Consider the following 18,359-nt stretch of genomic DNA (forward strand, 5'->3'; position numbering starts at 1 on the left):
GCCCCGCCGTCCTCTCTGCCGGTCGGCGCCCGTCACGGCCCGGCCTCCGCCCGGACCCCGAGCACGGCGTCGAGATAGGGCTCGCGCAGCACGAGGTCGACGGCGGACCTCGTCGTGATGTCGAAGAGCGGCCCGGCCACCACGGTCAGGGTGAGGCCGACCGCGACCAGCGCCACGGTCGGGGCCAGCACCCCCAGACCGAGGGCCTCGTGGTGCCCGCCGCGCACCGGCCCCTGGCCGGTGATGCCGCGGGCGTTCTCGGACCAGAACGCGCGCCCCCAGACCTTGGCCACGGCATACAGGGTGAGCAGGGAGGTGAGCACCGAGCCCGCCACCAGCAGCAGCGCCAGCCAGGACCCCTCGGCCACCCCGGCCTGGACCAGGCCGACCTTGCCGAGGAAGCCGCTGAAGGGCGGGATCCCGGCCATGTTCATCGCCGGGATGAAGAACAGGACCCCCACCAGGGGTGAGATGCGGGCCAGGTCGCCGAGCCGGGTGCTGTCGGTCGAGCCGCCCACCCGCTCCACCAGCCCCAGCACCAGGAAGAGCGTGGTCTGGACGGTGATGTGGTGGACGACGTAGAAGATGGCGGCGGCCAGCCCGTGGGTGCTGCCCAGGGCGATCCCGAAGAGCAGGAAGCCGATGTGGCTGACGAGGGTGAAGCTCAGCATCCGCTTGATGTCGTCCTGGGCGATCGCGCCGAGGATCCCGACGACCATAGTGAGCAAGGCCGCCACCAGCAGCAGGTCGGAGAAGGGGGAGCCGGGGAACAGCAGCGTCTGGGTGCGGATCATCGCGTAGACGCCGACCTTGGTCAGCAACCCGGCGAAGACCGCCGTCACCGGTGCGGGCGCCGTCGGGTAGGAGTCGGGCAGCCACCCCGACATGGGGAAGACGGCCGCCTTGACGGCGAAGGCGACGAGCAGCATGAGCTGCAGCAGCGCGGCCGTGCCGGGGGCGATCTCCCCGAGCCGCTCGCTGAGGAGGGCCAGGTTGATGGTGCCCGTGGCGCCGTAGGTGAGCCCGATGGCGGCCAGGAAGATGATGGAGGACAGCAGGGAGACGAGGACGTATGTCGTGCCCGCCCGGACCCGTTCCGCGGTGCCGCCCAGCGTGAGCAGCACGAAGCTCGCCGCCAGCAGCATCTCGAACCCGACGTAGAGGTGGAACAGGTCGCCGGAGATGAAGGTGGTGGTCACCCCGGCCGCGAGGACCAGCAGCGTGGGGTGGAAGACCGGCAGCGGGGAGTGCCCGTCGCTCTCCTCGTCGAAGCCGCTGGCGCCCTGCCCGATGGAGTAGGCGAGCACCGCCAGGGTGACGACCGTCGAGACGATGACCATGAGGGCCGCCAGCCGGTCCACCACCAGGACGATGCCCTCGTTGGCGGCCCAGCCCCCGACGAACATCACCTGGGGGCCCTGGGTGTCGCTCGCCCACAGCAGGACCCCGGCCAGCACGGTCATCCCCGAGAGCGCCGTGACGCTCACGACCCGCTGCACGGCGGTGCGTCCGGCCGCGGCCAGCGTCAATCCGGCCCCGATGAGCGGCAGCAGGACCAGCAGGGGCACCATCCAGGCGTAGCCGTCGCTCATGCGGTGCCCCCTTCCTCGTCCGTGGCGGCGTCGTCGCGTCGCCCGTGGTGGCCCCGCTCCGAGCGCTCGGTCTCGGCCGCGATCTCCTCCGCCTGCTCACGTGCCCCCGGCTCGGAGCCGAGGTCGTCGGCCTCGGCGCGGGCGTGGATGCGCGCGGACTCGGTGTCGTCGGCGACCAGGTCGTCCCGGCCCACCTGCCAGCCCCGGTGCGCCAGGGCGAGCACGAAGGCCGTCATCGCCAGGGTGATGACGATGGCGGTCAGCACCAGCGCCTGGGGCACCGGGTCGGCCATCGGGCCGCCGTCGCCGGCGCCGACGATGGGCGGCGAGCCGGCCGGGCCGGAGCCGATGATGAACAGCAGGTTGACCCCGTTGCCCATGAGGAGGAAGCCCATGAGCGCGCGCACCAGCGACCGGGACAGGAAGAGGTAGGCCCCGGTGCCCACGAGCACGCTCGCGACGAGGGTGAGGGTGAGGTTGACGCTCACGGGCCCACCTCCGCCTCGGCAGGCGCGCTCTCGCGCTCCCGGGCGATCTGCGCGTCGATGCCGGAGCCCAGGCTGCGCAGCACGTCGAGCATGAGGCCGATGACGACGAGGTAGACGCCGATGTCGAAGAGCAGGGAGGTCACCAGGTGCACCTCACCCACCAGCGGGATGGTGAGGTAGGCGTCCCAGGTCCGCAGGGCCGGGGAGCCGAAGAGCATGGGGATCACGGCGGACCCGGCGGCGATGAACAGGCCGCTGCCCAGGAGCACGGCCGGCATGACCGGGAGGGCGGCCCGCAGCTCATACCCTCGGCCACCGAGGTAGCGCAGGCAGAGGGCGAGCCCGGCCACGATGCCGGCGGCGAACCCGCCCCCGGGCTGGTTGTGGCCGGAGAGCAGCAGGTAGACCGACCACAGCAGGATGGTGTGGAAGACCAGCCGGGTCACCACCTCGAGGATGACCGAGCGCCGTTCCGGGTCGAGGGCGAGGATGCCGGTGATCCGGCGGCTGGGCAGGATCGCCCCCGTGGTCTCGGAGGTGCCCGCCCGCATCCCCGCCCGGTCACCGCGGGCGGTGCGCAGCCCGGCGCGCACCCGGTCCATCGCCTCCTCGCGGAGGAAGACCAGGCTGGCGACACCGGTCGCGCAGGCGAGCACCACGGACAGCTCGCCCATCGTGTCCCAGGCGCGGACGTCGACGAGGATGACGTTGACGATGTTGCGGCCGGCGCCGTAGTCGACGGACCGTTCGGCCAGGTCGGCGGCGGCCGGGGGGTGGACCCGGCTGGCGGAGACCACCAGCGTGGTCGCGCCCACGACCACGCCGACCGCGACGCCGAGCAGCGCCCTGAGCCGTCGGGTCAGGGCGCTCGGGTCGTCGGGGAACCGCCCGGACAGCCGGCGCAGGACCAGCACCAGGACCACGAGCGACACCGTCTCCACGAGGATCTGGGTCAGCGCGAGGTCCGGGGCTCCGTGCAGCAGGAACAGGATGGCGGTGCCATAGCCGGTCACGGCCACCAGGAACGCGGCCCGCAGCCGGCGCCGGGCCCGGGCGGCCAGCACCGCCGAGGCGACGACGAGGGCTGCCACCGCGACCTGCGCCGCGCTGTCCGCGAGCCGCAGCCCGTCGACCCGCGGCCAGCGGTTCTGCCCCAGCAGCAGCTGGGTCCCGGGCAGCAGCACCAGCACGGTGAAGATCGTCCCGAGCAGCACCGGCAGCGAGCCCCGCTGCAGGAAGCCGGTGGTCTCCAGCGCGAGCCGGTCCAGGCCCCGCATGAGGCCGTGGTAGGCGCGGGCCGCGTCGACGGGCGACAGCGGGATCGGGACCTCCGCCGGGCGGCGCGCCTGCACCCAGAACCACAGGCCGCCCAGGGCCCACACCGCGACCGAGACGAGCAGGGGGGCGTTGACCCCGTGCCACAGGCCCAGGTGGACCTCCGGCCCGGGGGCCGACATCTGCTGCACGGTGGCGGAGTACCCCTCCAGCCCCCGCTCGAGCCGGACGGAGGCCGGCCCGAGCACCAGGCCGGCGACCGCCAGCGCGAGCGGGACCCCGACGAGCACGGCGCCGGGGGCGTGCCACACGTGGGCGCGCGGCGCGACGGAGACCGGCCCACCGGCCGGTGGACGCGCACCGTCGGTGAACGCGCCCCAGACGAACCGCAGCGAGTAGGCCATGGTGAGGACCGAGCCGAGCACGAAGGACAGGGCCGCTGCGCCCTGCAGCGAGGCCCACCCGGCCGCCGGCGTCAGCAGTGCCGTGAGCGCCGCCTCCTTGCCCACGAACCCGAGCAGCACCGGCAGCCCGGCCATCGAGGCGGCGGCCAGGGTCCCCGCCACCATGAGCCAGGGTGCGCGCCGACCGACCCCGCGGAGGTGGCGTATATCGCGGGTGCCGGTGGCGTGGTCGATGGCCCCGACGGTGAGGAAGAGCGCGGACTTGAACAGCGCGTGCGCGAGGAGCAGCGTGAGCCCCGCCAGCGCGGCACCCTCGGTGCCGTAGCCCAGCAGGAGGACCAGCATCCCGAGCTGGCTCACCGTGCCGTAGGCCAGCAGCAGCTTGAGGTCGAGCTGGCGGGTCGCGCGGATCCCGCCCAGGAGCATCGTGCCCGCCCCGAGCCCCAGGACCATGACCTGCCAGACGGTCAGGTCGGCATACCCGGAGGCGAACCTGGCCACGAGGTAGACGCCCGCCTTCACCATCGCCGCGGCGTGCAGGTAGGCGCTCACCGGGGTGGGGGCGGCCATCGCGCCGGGCAGCCAGAAGTGGAAGGGCACCAGGGCCGACTTGGTCACCGCGCCCAGCAGCAGCAGGCCGACCCCCCAGGCGACCAGCGGGCCCGTCGAGGTGACCGGGTCGGCCACCAGCTCGCTGATGCGGTAGGTCCCCGCCGTCTCGCCGAGGATCACGACGCCGACCAGCATCGCCAGCCCCCCGCCCGCGGTGACCACCAGGGCCTGGCGGGCGGCGCGGGTGCTGGCGGCGCTCGTGGTGAGGTAGCCCACGAGCAGGTAGGACAGGACGGTCGTGATCTCCCAGAACACGTAGAGCGCCAGGAGGTCGTCCGTGGTGACCAGACCCAGCATGGCCCCGGCGAAGCCGACGAGCGCCCCGCCCAGCAGGCCCGGGCTGCCCCCGGTCGAGCCCAGGTCGACGTAGCGGGAGCAGTAGAGCAGGATCAGCGCGCCGACGACCGTCACCACGAAGGCGAGGACGATCGACAGGGTGTCGAGCCGGAAGGTCAGGCTCAGGCCGAGGTCCCGGACCCAGGCGACGGACTCCTCGTGCGCGGCGCCCCTGCCACCGGCCTGCGTCGCGAGCCAGGCGGCGGACGCGGCGGGCACGAGCGCGAGCACCGCGAACGCCCGGCCACCGAGGGCCCGCATGAGGGAGGGCGCGACGACCGCTGCGGCGAGGTGCGCCCCCAGGAGAGCCAAGATCACGCTGCTCTCCCCTCGGCGCTTGACGCGTCCAGCCAGTTTATCGGCGCGCGCTACCCGACCCAAATGACCGACGGGCGCCCTGATCCGTCGCGTGCTGCCGTGGCGGTGCTACACCGGTCAGCAGGAGGACCGACCACGCTCACCTGTGGACGACCTCGGGGCGAGGTGGCGCGCACGCCGCAGACTGGGGTATGCCGACGACGCGCGCCGAGCGCAGGACGACCCAGGCGCTCGAACGCGCCCGGCGGCACCGGCTCGCTCGGGGGCTGGCCGAGCCGCACGACGGGGTGGTCACGAGGCGGATGCTCCTGGAGGCCGGGCTGACACCGGGGGAGATCGCCACGGAGGTCGACCACGGCGCGTGGAGCCGGGCGGGCGCGCATACCCTCTGCATCACCTCGGACGTGCCGACCGGCCGGGCGCTGTGGTGGTGGGCCATCTGGGAGTCCGGGACCCACAGCGTCCTGGACGGCGCGACGGCGTTGCTGGCTGCCGGGCTGCAGCACTGGGACGAGCCGGTCATCCACGTCACCGTGCCCAACAACGCCACGGTCCGCCGGCTGGAGGGGGTCCGGCACCACCGGCTGCGTGACGTGGGCCCACGCACCACCGCGGGACTTCGTCGCACACCGAGCGACGTCGCGGTGGTCCGTGCGGCGCGGTGGGCCCGGACCGACCGGCAGGCGGCGACCGTCGTGGCGATGACCGTGCAGCAGCGGCTCGTGACGCCAGACGCCCTGCTCGTCCGCTGGCAGCAGACGCGGAAGGGCCCGGCAGCCTCGGTGCTGGACGATGTCATCAGGGACGTCTGCGACGGTGCGCACTCGCTGAACGAGCTGGACTTCGCCGCCGAGTGCCGTCGCCGCGGCCTTCCGGAGCCGACCCGGCAGGCGGTGCGGACGGGCCGGAACGGGCGGGTCTACCTCGACGTGTTCTGGGAGGAGCTCGGGGTGCACGTCGAGATCCACGGCGCCCAGCACTTCCAGGGCACGGCCGGTCTCGACGACGCCCTGCGGCACAACGACCTGCAGTTCAGGGACCGTTCGATGGTCAGCCTGCAGATCCCGGTCCTGGGCCTTCGGACGACGCCCGAGCCCTTCTTCGCCCAGGTCGGGCAAGCCCTCCACGCGGCCCATGCGCGTCGCCAGCACACCGGCTGACGACCCGTGCGGCTCCCACCGGCGCCTCGACCGGGAGAATGCTGCCCCGGCCACGAATCCACGGTCACCAGCCCCACCGAGCAGGCATCCGACCGGCGAAGTGCCGCCGCGGCCACGATTCCACGGTCACCGGGACGCCGGGACCCCGGCGCACAGAACGGCCCCGCCTCCCTCGAGGGGAGACGGGGCCGTCCGCTGCGTGCGCGCAGCCGTCGGTCAGCCGGCGACGACGCTCACGGTGAGGTCGGCCGCGACGTCCTCGTGCAGACGCACGTGCACGGCGTGCTCGCCGACGCTGCGGATCGGGGTGCGGACCTCGATGCGGCGCTTGTCGACCTGGGGGCCGCCACCGGCGAGGATCGCGTCGGCGATCTCACCGGGGGTGACGGCGCCGAAGAGGCGCCCGCCGGAACCGGCGCGCGCGGCGACGGTGATCTCCGCGCCCTCGAGCCGGGCCTTGGCGGCGGCGGCGTCCTCGGCGCTGCGGACGGCGCGCTTGTCGCGCGCGGCCTTGATCGAGTCGACCTGCTTCTGACCGCCCTTGGTCCAGGGCGTCGCCACCTTGCGGGGCAGCAGGAAGTTGCGGGCGTAGCCGTCCTTGACGTCGACGACGTCGCCGGCGTCACCGAGGCCGGTGACGGGCTGGGTGAGGATGATCTTCATCTGAGTGCTCCTTCGCCGACTCAGCGGGCGGAGCTGCTGTAGGGCAGCAGCGCCATCTCGCGGGCGTTCTTGACGGCGTTGGCGATGCGGCGCTGCTCCTGGACGGAGACACCGGTCACCCGACGGGCACGGATCTTGCCCCGGTCGGAGATGAACTTGCGCAGGAGCGCGGTGTCCTTGTAGTCGATCGACTCGATCTTCGCGGACTTGAGCGGGTTCGCCTTCTTCTTCGGCTTACGCATGACGGGCTTGGCCATCGTGGTGCTCTCCCCTTTCGTGAGAGCCCGAGCTCATCGCTCGGGATGGTGGTGGTTGAACGGTGTGGTGCTGGTGGTGGGGCGGTCGGCTCAGAAGGGCGGCTCGTCGTAGGACGGCGCGCCGCCCCACCCCGAGCCCCCGCCGGAGCCGCCGGATCCCCCACCGGGGGTGTTGCTGGCGCCTCCGGTGGCCCAGGGGTCGTTGGCCGGGGCCTGCTGGCCACCGCCCTGCTGACCGCCGGACTGGCCACCCTGGCCGCCCTGCTGGCCGCCGGAGCTGCCGCCCCAGCCGCCCTGCTGGCCGCCGGACTGGCCACCCTGGCCGCCCTGCCAGCCGCCTCCGCCGCCACCCTGGCCGCGCTGGGCCTTGGTGACCTGGGCGGTGGCATACCGCATGGACGGACCGACCTCGTCGACCTGCATCTCCATGACCGTGCGGTTCTCGCCCTCCTGGGTCTGCCAGGAGCGGGAGACCAGCCGGCCGGTGGCGATGACCCGGTCACCGCGGTGCAGCGACTCCGAGACGTGCTCGGCAGCCTCACGCCAGACCGAGCAGCGCATGAACAGCGTCTCGCCGTCCTTGAACTCGTTGGTCTGCCGGTCGAACTGCCGCGGCGTCGAGGCCACGGTGAAGTTGGCGACGGCCGCACCGCTGGGGGTGAAGCGCAGCTCGGGGTCGGCGGTCAGGTTGCCGACGACGGTGATCGGAGTCTCTCCGGCCATGTCAGGTGCTCCTTCGCGGGTCGTGCGGTCGGGGTGGGCGGCGGGCGCGGATCAGGCGTCGCGGCGCAGCAGCTTGGTCCGCAGGACGGACTCGTTGAGCCCGAGCTGACGGTCCAGCTCCTTGGCCGTGGCGGGCTCCGTGGTCAGGTTGACCACCGCGTAGATCCCCTCGGCCTGCTTCTTGATCTCGTAGGCCAGGCGGCGCCGGCCCAGGACGTCGATCTCGTCGATGGTGCCACCGTCCTTGGGGACGACGGCGAGCATCTTCTCCAGCGTGGGCTGGAGGGTGCGCTCATCGGTCTCGGGGTCGAGGATGATCATGAGTTCGTACTGACGCATGGTGAGGACCCACCTCCTTCGGTCTGTAGCGGTCACGGTCTCTCCGTGACAGGAGGGCTTCACACGTCTCACCGCTTCGCTGCCAGCATGCCATCGTCGCGGCACGGCCGCAGGAACTGTCCACAGGCCCCGGGGTCCCGGAGTCGTGGACGGCGGTGAACCCGACCACGATACCGACCGGGGCGGACCCACGCCTAATCCCCGCCCCACCGCCTCATGATGTTCTCACCCGCGCCGGGACATACTGGGCGCCACCGACCCGAAGGAGAGGCATGAAGATCGCCATCGCCGGCACCGGATACGTGGGGCTCTCCCTCGCCGTCGTCCTGGCCCAGCACCACCAGGTGTCCGCGCTGGACATCGACCCGGCCAAGGTCGCGCTCATCAACGAGCGGCGCAGCCCGATCCACGACCCGGAGATCAGCGCCTACCTCGCGACCCGGGAGCTGGCCCTGCACGCCACCACCGACGCGCAGGAGGCCTACGCCGACGCCGACTGGGTGGTGGTGGCGACGCCGACGGACTACGACACCGAGACCAACTTCTTCGACACCCGCAGCGTGGAGTCGGTCGTGGCCGACGTCCGCGCCACCAACCCTGACGCCGCCATCGTCATCAAGTCCACCATCCCCGTCGGCTACACCGAGCAGCTGCGCGCGGAGCACCCCGGCGCGACCATCATCTTCAGCCCGGAGTTCCTCCGCGAGGGCCGCGCCCTGCACGACAACCTGCACCCCTCCCGGGTCATCGTCGGCGACACCGGCGAGCGCGGGCAGGAGTTCGCAGACCTTCTGCTGGAGGGCGCGCTGGACACCGACGTCCCGGTGCTGCTCACCCACTCCACCGAGGCCGAGGCCATCAAGCTGTTCGCCAACACCTACCTCGCGATGCGGGTGGCGTACTTCAACGAGCTCGACACGTATGCCGTGACCCGCGGCCTCGACACCCGGCAGATCATCGAGGGCGTCGGTCTGGACCCGCGCATCGGCGCGCACTACAACAACCCCAGCTTCGGCTACGGCGGCTACTGCCTGCCCAAGGACACCCGCCAGCTGCTGGCGAACTACGGGACCGTCCCGCAGACCCTCATCACCGCCGTGGTCGACGCCAACACGACCCGGATGGACTTCATCGCCGCCGACATCCTGGACCGGCACCCGCACCGGGTCGGGATCTACCGGCTCATCATGAAGGCCGGCTCCGACAACTTCCGCGCCTCCAGCGTGCAGGGCGTCATGTCGCGCCTGCAGGCCCGCGGGGTGGAGATCGTCATCTACGAACCGTCCTACGACCGCGACACCTTCCAGGGGTGCCGCGTCGTGCGCGACCTCGGCGCGTTCACGGACACGGCCGACGTCATCATCGCCAACCGTCTCGACGAGCACAGCGAGCAGTTCGGCGACAAGCTCTACACCCGCGACCTCTACGGGCGGGACTGACCGCTCGACGCCGGCGACCCTCCGGGCGTTTGGCACGATGAGCCCCATGCCGCGCCCGGACCCCACCACCGCACGGGGGCGTGCCCGACGGCGGGACATCGAGGGTCTGCGTGCCGTCGCCGTCCTCGCCGTGCTGCTCTACCACCTGCGCGTCCCGGGACTCGGCGGCGGCTTCGCCGGGGTCGACGTCTTCTTCGTCATCTCCGGCTTCCTCATCACCGGCATCCTGCTGCGCGAGATCGACCGGACCGGCCGGGTGTCGCTGGGTGACTTCTGGGCCCGCCGGGCCCGGCGGCTGCTCCCGGCGGCCCTGGTGGTCGTCGCGGCCACCTTCGCCGCCGGCTGGGTCGTGCTGCCGACGAGCAGCCGTCCGGACCTGCTCGCCGACGTGCTCGGCTCCACGCTCTACGTCGTCAACTGGGTCCTGGCCGCCCGGTCGGTCGACTACCTCGCCGAGGGGGCGGGCGTGTCCCCGCTGCAGCACTACTGGTCGCTGGCGGTCGAGGAGCAGTTCTACCTGCTCTGGCCGCTCCTGGTCGTCGTCGGACTCGCGCTCGCCGCGCGCACCGGCACCTCCCCGCGCCGCCCCCTGGCCGTCGTGCTCGGCCTGGTCACCGCCCTGTCGCTGGGGTGGTCGGTGGTGGCGACCGCGCAGTCGCCGCAGACGGCATACCTCATCACCCCGACGCGCCTGTGGGAGCTGGGCGCCGGCGCCCTCCTGGCGTTCACCGTGCCCGCCCTGCGCCGGCTGCCGGCCCGGGCGGCGCAGGTCGCGGCGGCCGCCGGGCTCGCCCTCGTCCTGCTCACCGTGCTCGCCGTGGGTCCGGGCACCCCCTGGCCGGGGTCCGCCGCCCTGCTGCCGGTCGTCGGCAGCGCACTGATCCTCGCCGCCGGCACCTCCGCCACCCCCACGCTCGTGGGGCGGCTGCTCTCGGTGCCGCCGATGGTGTGGGTCGGCGGGTTGTCCTACGGCATCTACCTCGTCCACTGGCCGCTGCTGGTGCTCGTGGAGGAGCAGCGCGGCCCGCTGGGTCCGGCCGGTCTCGTCCTGGTCGGCGTGCTCACCGTGCTGCTGGCCTGGCTGCTGCGCCTGCTCGTCGAGGACCCGGTCCGCTACAGCGCCCACCTCGGCGTCCGCCCCGCGCGCTCGCTGCTCGCCGCCGGCACCGCCATGGCCCTGGTGACCGGGGCCGCCGGCGTGGCGTGGGCCGCCCGACCGACCCTGGGCGCCACCACGGCACCGGGCCCGGCCGCGCTCGTGGCCGACGCCACGGCCGAGGTCTGGGAGCCGGTGGGGCTGCCCCGGCGGGCCTACGACCGGGCGGGCCCGGTCCAGCCCGACCCGTCCCTGGCCCGGGAGGACGTGCCCGGCTACTACGCCGACGGCTGCCAGGTGCAGCAGGGGGTCGTGGTGCCGGACCCGACCTGCGTCTACGGGGACGTCGACGCGCCGACGCGCGTCGCCCTCTGGGGCGACTCCAAGCTCGGGCAGTACGCCTCCGCCCTGGAGGCGATCGCGCAGGCCGAGTCCTGGCGCCTCGAGCTCTACCTCAAGAGCGCCTGCTCGCCCACCGTGTCCGGCGCGACCGAGCCGGAGTGCGACGCCTTCGGCCAGGAGGTGGTGCGGCAGCTGCTGGCCGACCCGCCGCACCTCGTGCTCCTCGGCTCCGGCGGTTTCGAGGCGGCGGAGCGCTCGGGCATGGTCGAGGGGGCCAGGGCCCTCACCGACGCCGGGATCGACGTGGTCGTCGTCGACGACAACGCCCACCCCGACCACCAGGCCTACGAGTGCGCGGCCGAGCACCCGGAGGACCTGCTGGCCTGCGAGCGCCCTCCGCGGGGGACCTTCGGCCGGCCCCACCTGCGGGCCGTGCACGAGGCCACCGGCGCCCCGGTCATCGACCTCAACCCGTGGATCTGCCCGGAGGAGACCACCTGCCCGGTCGCCCTGGGCGGGCAGCTGGTCTACCGGCAGGGCAGCCACCTCACCGACACCTACGCCCGCTCCCTCACCCCCTTCCTCTACCGCGAGCTCAGCGCCCTGGGTCTCACCGAGGCGGCGCCGGGCGACATCGCGCTGGACGACGTGCCGCGCCAGCCCTCCGGAGGGAGACGATGACCGCCGCCACCGCGCCCCCGACCGGGGCCGTCTCCCCGGCCCCGGGGACCGCCCGCCTCCGCGGGGACATCGAGGGCCTGCGCGCGATCGCGGTCCTCATGGTCCTCGCCTACCACGTCGGGCTGCCCGGGTCGGGCGGGGGTTTCGCCGGCGTCGACGTCTTCTTCGTCATCTCCGGCTACCTCATCACCAGCCAGCTGGTGCGCGAGGCCCGGCGGGACGGACGCATCTCGCTGCCGCGCTTCTACGCCCGCCGGGCGCGCCGGCTGCTGCCGGCGGCGTCCCTGGTGCTCGTGGTCACGACGCTCGCGGGATGGCTGCTCCTGCCGCGGGGGCGGCACGCCGACCTCGGCACCGAGGTCCTCGCGGCGACGGGGTATGTCGTCAACTGGCTCCTCGCGTGGCGCGAGGTCGACTACCTCGCCGAGGACCAGAACCCCTCCCTGGTGCAGCACTACTGGTCGCTCTCCGTGGAGGAGCAGTTCTACGTGGTGTGGCCGCTGCTCATCATCGCCGTGCTGTGGCTGGTCCGGCGTCAGCAGCTGCGGCTCCTTCCGCTGCTGACCCTGACGCTGACCGTCGTCGTCCTCGCCAGCTTCTGGTGGTCGGTCGTCCGGACCGCGGCCTCGCCGGGCGAGGCCTACTTCGCCACCACCACCCGGGTCTGGCAGCTGGGGGTCGGTGCGCTGCTCGTGCTCCTCACCTCACGGCTGGAGCGGTTGCCACGGACCGCCCGGACGGTCCTGGCCGCCGCCGGGGTGGCCGGCATCGCCCTCACCCTCGTCACGGTCGACACGGCGACCCCGTGGCCGGGCAGCGCCGCCGCGCTGCCCACCCTCGCGACGGCGGCCGTCATCGCGGCCGGCCTCCACCCGGGCGGCTCCCCCGTCGGACGGCTGCTCGGGGTCGCGCCGCTACGCCTCGTGGGCGGGCTGTCCTACGGCCTCTACCTCTGGCACTGGCCGCTGCTCCAGCTGCTCGCCGAGCGGGTGCCGGAGGCCGGGCTGCCGGTCCGTCTCTGCGTGGCGCTCCTCGCGGTCCTGCTGTCCTGGCTGACGCTGCACCTCGTCGAGAACCCGCTGCGGTACTCCCCCGCCCTCACCCGCTCCCCCCGACCGGCCCTCCTGGCCGGCGCCGCGGCGATGGCCACCTCGGCCGCCCTGGCCGCCGCACTCGTGGCGAGCGCCCCCTCCCTGGAGGAGCCGGACGCCGGGGCGGTGCCGGGGTCGGTGGGGGCCCTGGCCCTGGTCGACCCGGCCAGTCGCGACGCCGCGCAGCTGGAGCTGGTCGACGACCCGGGGGCCGTGACCGGCCAGGTCGACCGACCCGTCCCCGACCCGGCCGTCGCCGACGAGGACATCTCGCTCGCCTACCGCGAGGGCTGCCAGGTCAGCACGAGCGGCACCGAGCTGCCCGACGAGCAGGACTGCACCTTCGGCGACCCCGACGGAGACGTCGAGGTCGCCGTCGTCGGCGACTCCAAGATGGAGCAGTGGAGCTCGGCGCTGCACGCCATCGGGGTGCAGGAGGGCTGGCGGGTGCGCTTCTACACCAAGTCGGCGTGCGGCTTCGTCGCGGAGGGGCGCTCGCCGGAGTGCCACGACTACAACCGGATGCTCGCGCGGCACCTCGGGGAGCCCGAGCACGCCCCCGACCTCGTCCTCACCTCCGTGGGCCAGGGCTACCCCGCGGAGCTCGCCGGGTCCATGGTCGACCTGCTGCGGCCCGCCACCGACCAGGGCGCCCGGGTCGTGCTCGTCGCCGACACCCCGCTGCCCGAGCCGCGCGGGGTCGCCGAGGGGGTCAGCAGCTTCGAGTGCCTGGACCAGCACCGCGAGGACATCACGCCGTGCTGGAGCCCGGCCGCCCCCGCCTCGGGGACCCGTCTGCTGACCGAGGTGGCCGGCCGGCTCGACGCCCCGCTGGTGGAGCTGCTGCCCTGGGTCTGCCCCGCGCCCGAGCGGCTCGACGGGTGCGCGCCCGTCGTCGGCGGCGTCGTCGTCAACCGTCAGGGCAGCCACCTGACCGCGACCTACGTGCGCTCGCTGACCCCGGTGCTCCACCACGAGCTCACCCGGCTCGGGGTGACGACGACCCCGCCGGAGGAGATCAGCTGGGAGCTGCCGCAGGACCCGGCGCCGGGGCGCTGAGCGGGCTCATCCGCACTGCGCGCAGGGTACGACGCGCGGCGCCCACGCCCCGGGGTCGGCCGAGCGGGAGACGTGCCCCTCGGGGTAGAGCTCGGGCATGGGCTGCTCGCCGTGCAGGATGCCCGGGGGCCGGCCGGCCACGAGGTCGAGCTCGAGGCGGCTGGCGGCCGCCTCCCACCCGAGACCCATCCGTTCGTCGTGGTCGGCGCGGAACGGCTGGCGACCACCCGGGGTCCGGGTGAGCTCGCCGAGCACGGCCCCCCGCTCGGTGCCGTAGAGATCCACCCGGATGAAGGGCAGCCCGGTCGCGAGGGAGAGGTGCCGGGCCATCTCGACCATCTCCGGCAGGTCCGTCGGCACCGGGACGGAGGAGTCGTCCTCGCGCCCGATCATGACCGCGCCCAGCTCCGCCCCGTCCGCGTCGACGTACCGGTAGCCCATGGACCGCAGGTGACCGTGCCGGGAGACGCGCCGGAGCATGACGTGCTGCACCTCCCCGTAGCTGACGTTGATCTTCACGTCGTCGGGGATCGGGCCTCCCCCGGGCTGACGGAGCACCTCCTCGGCGAAGAAGGGCCCGCTGATCCGGTGCTGCGCCGTGCGGGAGATGAAGTGCTCCCGCACCTCGGCGGCGCTGAGCGAGAGCACCCCGTCGAGGGTCTCGTAGCCGCCCCCGGCGACCCGCCGCAGCGGCAGCACCCCATGGCTGCCGGCGCCCCCGTCGGACTTGACGACCACCTCGTCGGGAAGGGCGTCCAGGTCGATGCTCGCCGGGTCCTCCCACACCCCGAGGATGCGGGGGGTGGGGATGCCGTGGCTGGCGGCGAGGCGGTAGTTGCGCAGCTTGAACGGCACCTGGCGCAACGGGTGGCGTCGCCCGGGGTCGAGCTCGCGCAGCGCGACGGTCACCCGGCGCAGGGTCACGAGGTGCTGGGTGAAGCTGGAGCGCCGGGCGAGCTCGGCGGGGTCGACCAGGGTCGCCGACCAGTCCCTCTCGGCCGCCAGCTCCTGCTCCAGCGCCGTGCGTCGCGCCTCCAGCGCGCGGATCCGCTGGTTGCGGCGGCGCAGCTCGGCGTCGCGCTTCTCCAGGGGCGGGATGCGCCGGATGACCTCACGTCGCAGGTTCATGACCTCTCCTCGGTGGTGGGGGCCGTCGTGGCCTCGGTATGCCTGGGGGCCGCCCACCACACCCAGCCCGGCGGCGGTGCGCCCCACAGCCGGTGCGCGAGGGCCGTCGCGTCGCCCCCGGCCGGGCCGACCTCACCGGCCCGGTCGGCGGTGAGGGTCAGGCCGCCCTGCCGCAGGCGCACGCCTCGCACGCCGGAGGGCGCGCCGGCGAGCAGCGGCCCGGGGGTCCATGCCGGCCCGGGCGGGTCGGGCACCTCGCGGACCAGCCATCCCCGCAGCTCGGCCCCGGTGAGCCCGGCGTGCTCCACCACGAGCTCGTCCGCGCGGGTGCCGTCGCCGGCGCTGCGCAGAGGGACCCGGACGGGCGAGGTCGCCGGCGCGTCCGCCTCCGCCGCCCCCTCGTCGTCCCCCGACAGGTGCGGCCGCAGACGGTCCACGAAGCCCGCGTGGCCGTAGCGCTCGCGCACGAGCGCGGCCGTGCGCTCGACGCGCTCGCGGTAGGCGCCCGGGTCGGCGGTGTAGCGCGCCACCAGGGCCTGCGCCTCCCCCGGCCCCGCGTAGTCGAAGAGGTCGCCGAAGGTGGGTCGGTGCTTGGGGTGGGCGATGACGAGGACGCCGCTGGCGGCCGCCTCGAGCAGGGTCCGGCCGAAGGCCTCGTGGGCGTCCGGGTTGTCGAGGTAGACGTAGAAGTCCAGGCCGGCGAGGAAGGGCCGCACGTCCTCCGTCGTGGCCGGCAGGACCGTCCACCCGGCCGGCTCCCCACCCGGGGCGCCGGCGGCGGCACGCAGCGCGGCCACGGTCTGCTCCCCGCCGAGGACCCGCACCTCGTGGCCGGGACCGAAGGCATACCCCCGCCGCAGCTCCTCCCACGTCGGCGGGAACTTGATCCGGTCGTCCCGGGAGTGCCGTCCGACCACCACCGTGCCCGACGCACCGGGCGGCCGGTCGGTGGGCCGCACCGCCCAGGCGTCGGCGTCGATGAGCCCGGGGTTGTCCCAGGGGGTGAGCACCACCTCCGGGTCCTGCTCGCGCAGCACCCGGCGGATGGTCGGGCTCTGCGGCACCCAGGTGACCGGCGCCCCGAAGAGCTCGCCGGCGCGCCGGGTGACGTCGGTGACGACGTACCGCTGGTCGCTGCCGTCGGGCTCCAGCGGTCCCTGGTTGGCCATGACGAGCAGCTGGCGCACGCGCGCGGCCCGGGCGAGCACCGGGGGGTACTGCAGGATGGGCGGGTAGCGCACCAGGAGCACGTCGATGTCGACGTCGTCGTCCGGGAGCACCCAGGTGACCGCGCCCGAGCGCACCAGGTCGGTGAAGGCGGCGGCCAGCGGCTGGTCCTGGGCGGACATGAAGCGCAGCGCCTCCAGGTGCATGACCCCGACCTCCAGCCCGGCCTCGAGGGCCGCGCGGATCTCCTCCAACATGGAGCGCTGGGGGCCGCCGAACTTGCGCCAGTCCCCGGCGACGACGAGGTCGAGCCGCGTCGGCCGGGCATCGAGCAGCGGGTGGGTGGGCCGGGCCCAGCGCAGCGGCTCCGGGAGGCGACGCGACGCCTCGGGGTCGAGGTATGCCGTGTCCTCGCCGCCGCGGACGGCGTCGTGCCAGGGCGTGTAGAGCGCCTTGTAGAGCTGGCGTGCAGGGTGACGGTAGCCGTTGGCGAACTCCTCCGAGGACAGCGTGGCGGACCCGCCGCGCAGGATGGTCGTGGTCTCCTCGACGTCGCGGACCACCGGCCCGAACGCCGCCTCCAGGCGGCGGGTGAACTCGGTGTCGGCGCCCTTGCGGGTGGGGTCGAAGAAGCCGATGCGGTTCATCACGGGCAGGCGCCGGAAGAGCACGGTCGCGGCGGAGGCGAAGCGGGGCAGGTAGCCGGGCCGGGTGAGGACGAGGTCGGGGGTGACGCGCACGCCCTGCGCCCGGGTCGCGAGCAGAGCGGGGTCGGCCAGCAGCGGCGCCACGCAGACCTCGAGCGTCTGCGGGTGCCACCAGTCGTCGGAGTCGACCACCACGACGTAGTCGCCGCGGGCCAGGCGCAGGGCCGTGTTGCGGGCGCGGTAGGTGCCGCCGTTGACCGCCTTGCGGACCACCCGGACGCGGGCGTCGAGCCGCTCCACCTCGGCCAGCAGACCGGCCGTCTCCTCGTCCCCGGAGGCGTCGTCCACGACGAGCAGCTCCAGGTCGGACCAGCTCTGCGCGAGGACCGAGCGGACGGCCGTGAGCAGCGCCGGCCCGGGGCGGTAGCTGCTCATGAGCACGGTCACCAGACCGCTCCCGCCCATCGGCTCGACGGCCCGGGTGCTCAGCGTGTCGAGGTGCGGGGCGGCACCGTCCTCGGGTGCCCGGACGGGGACGAGCCGGCCGCTGCCGAGCGCGGCGGAGAAGGCCGCCGCCCACTCCTCGCCCTGCCCGACGGCAGCGGGGTGGAGCCGGGGGTGCAGGGCGTCGGCCCGCACCGACGCGGCCACGCCGGGCCGGACCCGGCGGTCGGCGACGAGGTCCACGGCGCCGCCGGGGTCGCCCCCCAGGACGCGCAGCTGGGCCAGCATCTCGACGTGCTCCCGACGCAGCGTCGCCGCGTGGGGGGAGGTCAGGAGCTGCTCGAGCAGCCCGCGCGCCACCGCGACGTCCTGCGGGTCACCCGTCTGGACGGCGAGGACACGGGCGTGGTCGGCCACGCCGAGCGGGTCGGCGTCGTCGGGGACCCCGGCCCGGGGGCCGCGGTGCGCCCACGCGGCCAGGTCAGCGGGGAGGTGGCCGGGCCAGGCCGCCTCGGCCAGCACCTCCCGGCTGTGGACGGACCGGGTGCGCAGCGCCGTGGCGACCAGCGCCCTGGAGCGTCGGCCGGCGATGCGGGCGTGGTCGGCCGCCACCCCCGTGGTGGTGGCGCGAGGGGTCGTGCTCACCGCAGGTCGTGGTCGGCCTGCGAGCCCGTCCGGGCCAGGGCGTCGTCCAGCGCCGCCTGCATGCGGTCCAGGCGCCCGGTGTACTGCGCCTGCAGGAGCTGCACGGCTCCGAGCAGGTCCGCCTCCGAGGGCCCGGCCGCCGCCGTGGGCTGAGCCGGCGCCCGGCTGGCCCGGATCTCGTCGCGCAGGTAGGTGCGCAGGCTGCGGACGCGGCGCCAGGAGTCCAGCTGGACCGCGAGGACGGCGGTGCCCAGCAGGCCTCCGGCCAGGGCCGCGAGCACCGGGCTGTCGATCGCCGCGCCGATGACCAGCACCACGGCGAGGACGAGCCCGAGGGCGCTGCCGACGACGGGGACGAGGCGGACGGGCACGCGACGGACCTTCCTGCACGGGGTGGGGTGTCGGAGTTCCGGCACCGGGCCAGACGGTGTTCACTGTACCCCGGGGCCGGGC

Annotated in this window: 14 protein-coding genes; 4 read left to right on the forward strand and 10 right to left on the reverse strand. The window is 74.2% G+C overall.

Going from position 1 to position 18,359, the window contains the following annotated elements:
* Positions 1-32: 32 nt before the first annotated feature.
* From Q0967_RS15405 to Q0967_RS15415, 3 genes are read right to left on the reverse strand one after another with little or no spacing between them, the layout of a single operon-like run.
* Positions 33-1,592: a Na+/H+ antiporter subunit D gene (locus tag Q0967_RS15405; protein ID WP_298752088.1), complete on the reverse strand. Its 1,560-nt coding sequence runs from the start codon at positions 1,590-1,592 to the stop codon at positions 33-35.
* The gene (locus Q0967_RS15410) at positions 1,589-2,080 is read right to left on the reverse strand and encodes a Na(+)/H(+) antiporter subunit C (RefSeq protein ID WP_298752086.1); all 492 of its coding nucleotides are present in this window, start codon (positions 2,078-2,080) and stop codon (positions 1,589-1,591) included. Before Q0967_RS15410 ends, Q0967_RS15405 begins: the two co-directional genes overlap by 4 nt.
* Entirely contained in the window at positions 2,077-5,025 is a 2,949-nt protein-coding gene (locus Q0967_RS15415; protein WP_298752084.1) for a Na+/H+ antiporter subunit A, read from the reverse strand. The genes Q0967_RS15410 and Q0967_RS15415 overlap by 4 nt, the downstream gene beginning before the upstream one ends.
* 191 nt (positions 5,026-5,216) lie before the next feature.
* Between Q0967_RS15415 and Q0967_RS15420 the strand changes: the two genes are divergently transcribed.
* Entirely contained in the window at positions 5,217-6,185 is a 969-nt protein-coding gene (locus Q0967_RS15420) for a hypothetical protein (RefSeq protein WP_298752081.1), read from the forward strand.
* Positions 6,186-6,401: 216 nt separating this feature from the next.
* Here the strand turns inward: Q0967_RS15420 and rplI are convergent, their stop codons facing one another.
* The 4 genes from rplI to rpsF form a co-directional block, all read right to left on the reverse strand.
* Complete coding sequence (gene rplI / locus Q0967_RS15425) at positions 6,402-6,848, reverse strand: 50S ribosomal protein L9 (RefSeq protein ID WP_298752079.1); 447 nt, start codon at positions 6,846-6,848, stop codon at positions 6,402-6,404.
* Positions 6,849-6,868: 20 nt separating this feature from the next.
* Positions 6,869-7,105 (reverse strand): 30S ribosomal protein S18, encoded by a 237-nt coding sequence (gene rpsR / locus Q0967_RS15430; RefSeq protein ID WP_010147233.1) that lies wholly within the window; start codon positions 7,103-7,105, stop codon positions 6,869-6,871.
* Between the two features lie 90 nt (positions 7,106-7,195).
* A complete protein-coding gene (locus tag Q0967_RS15435) occupies positions 7,196-7,828 on the reverse strand; it encodes a single-stranded DNA-binding protein (RefSeq protein WP_298752069.1) in 633 nt (210 codons plus the stop codon).
* A gap of 51 nt (positions 7,829-7,879) precedes the next feature.
* Positions 7,880-8,167: a 30S ribosomal protein S6 gene (gene rpsF / locus Q0967_RS15440; protein ID WP_298752067.1), complete on the reverse strand. Its 288-nt coding sequence runs from the start codon at positions 8,165-8,167 to the stop codon at positions 7,880-7,882.
* Between the two features lie 272 nt (positions 8,168-8,439).
* Between rpsF and Q0967_RS15445 the strand changes: the two genes are divergently transcribed.
* From Q0967_RS15445 to Q0967_RS15455, 3 genes are read left to right on the forward strand one after another with little or no spacing between them, the layout of a single operon-like run.
* Positions 8,440-9,606, forward strand: a complete 1,167-nt coding sequence (locus tag Q0967_RS15445; protein WP_298752065.1) for a nucleotide sugar dehydrogenase — start codon at positions 8,440-8,442, stop codon at positions 9,604-9,606.
* Positions 9,607-9,652: 46 nt separating this feature from the next.
* Positions 9,653-11,725 (forward strand): acyltransferase family protein, encoded by a 2,073-nt coding sequence (locus Q0967_RS15450; protein ID WP_298752063.1) that lies wholly within the window; start codon positions 9,653-9,655, stop codon positions 11,723-11,725.
* The gene (locus Q0967_RS15455) at positions 11,722-13,875 is read left to right on the forward strand and encodes an acyltransferase family protein (RefSeq protein WP_298752062.1); all 2,154 of its coding nucleotides are present in this window, start codon (positions 11,722-11,724) and stop codon (positions 13,873-13,875) included. Before Q0967_RS15450 ends, Q0967_RS15455 begins: the two co-directional genes overlap by 4 nt.
* Before the next feature lie 6 nt (positions 13,876-13,881).
* Here the strand turns inward: Q0967_RS15455 and Q0967_RS15460 are convergent, their stop codons facing one another.
* From Q0967_RS15460 to Q0967_RS15470, 3 genes are read right to left on the reverse strand one after another with little or no spacing between them, the layout of a single operon-like run.
* Positions 13,882-15,003, reverse strand: a complete 1,122-nt coding sequence (locus Q0967_RS15460) for an ATP-grasp fold amidoligase family protein (protein ID WP_298752060.1) — start codon at positions 15,001-15,003, stop codon at positions 13,882-13,884.
* Positions 15,000-17,906 (reverse strand): glycosyltransferase, encoded by a 2,907-nt coding sequence (locus Q0967_RS15465; protein ID WP_298752058.1) that lies wholly within the window; start codon positions 17,904-17,906, stop codon positions 15,000-15,002. Before Q0967_RS15465 ends, Q0967_RS15460 begins: the two co-directional genes overlap by 4 nt.
* Positions 17,903-18,277, reverse strand: coding sequence for a hypothetical protein (locus tag Q0967_RS15470; RefSeq protein ID WP_298752055.1), 375 nt, complete (start codon positions 18,275-18,277; stop codon positions 17,903-17,905). Before Q0967_RS15470 ends, Q0967_RS15465 begins: the two co-directional genes overlap by 4 nt.
* Between the last annotated feature and the right edge of the window lie 82 nt (positions 18,278-18,359).

Source organism: uncultured Serinicoccus sp., from assembly GCF_947500995.1.
Taxonomy (GTDB): domain Bacteria; phylum Actinomycetota; class Actinomycetes; order Actinomycetales; family Dermatophilaceae; genus Ornithinicoccus.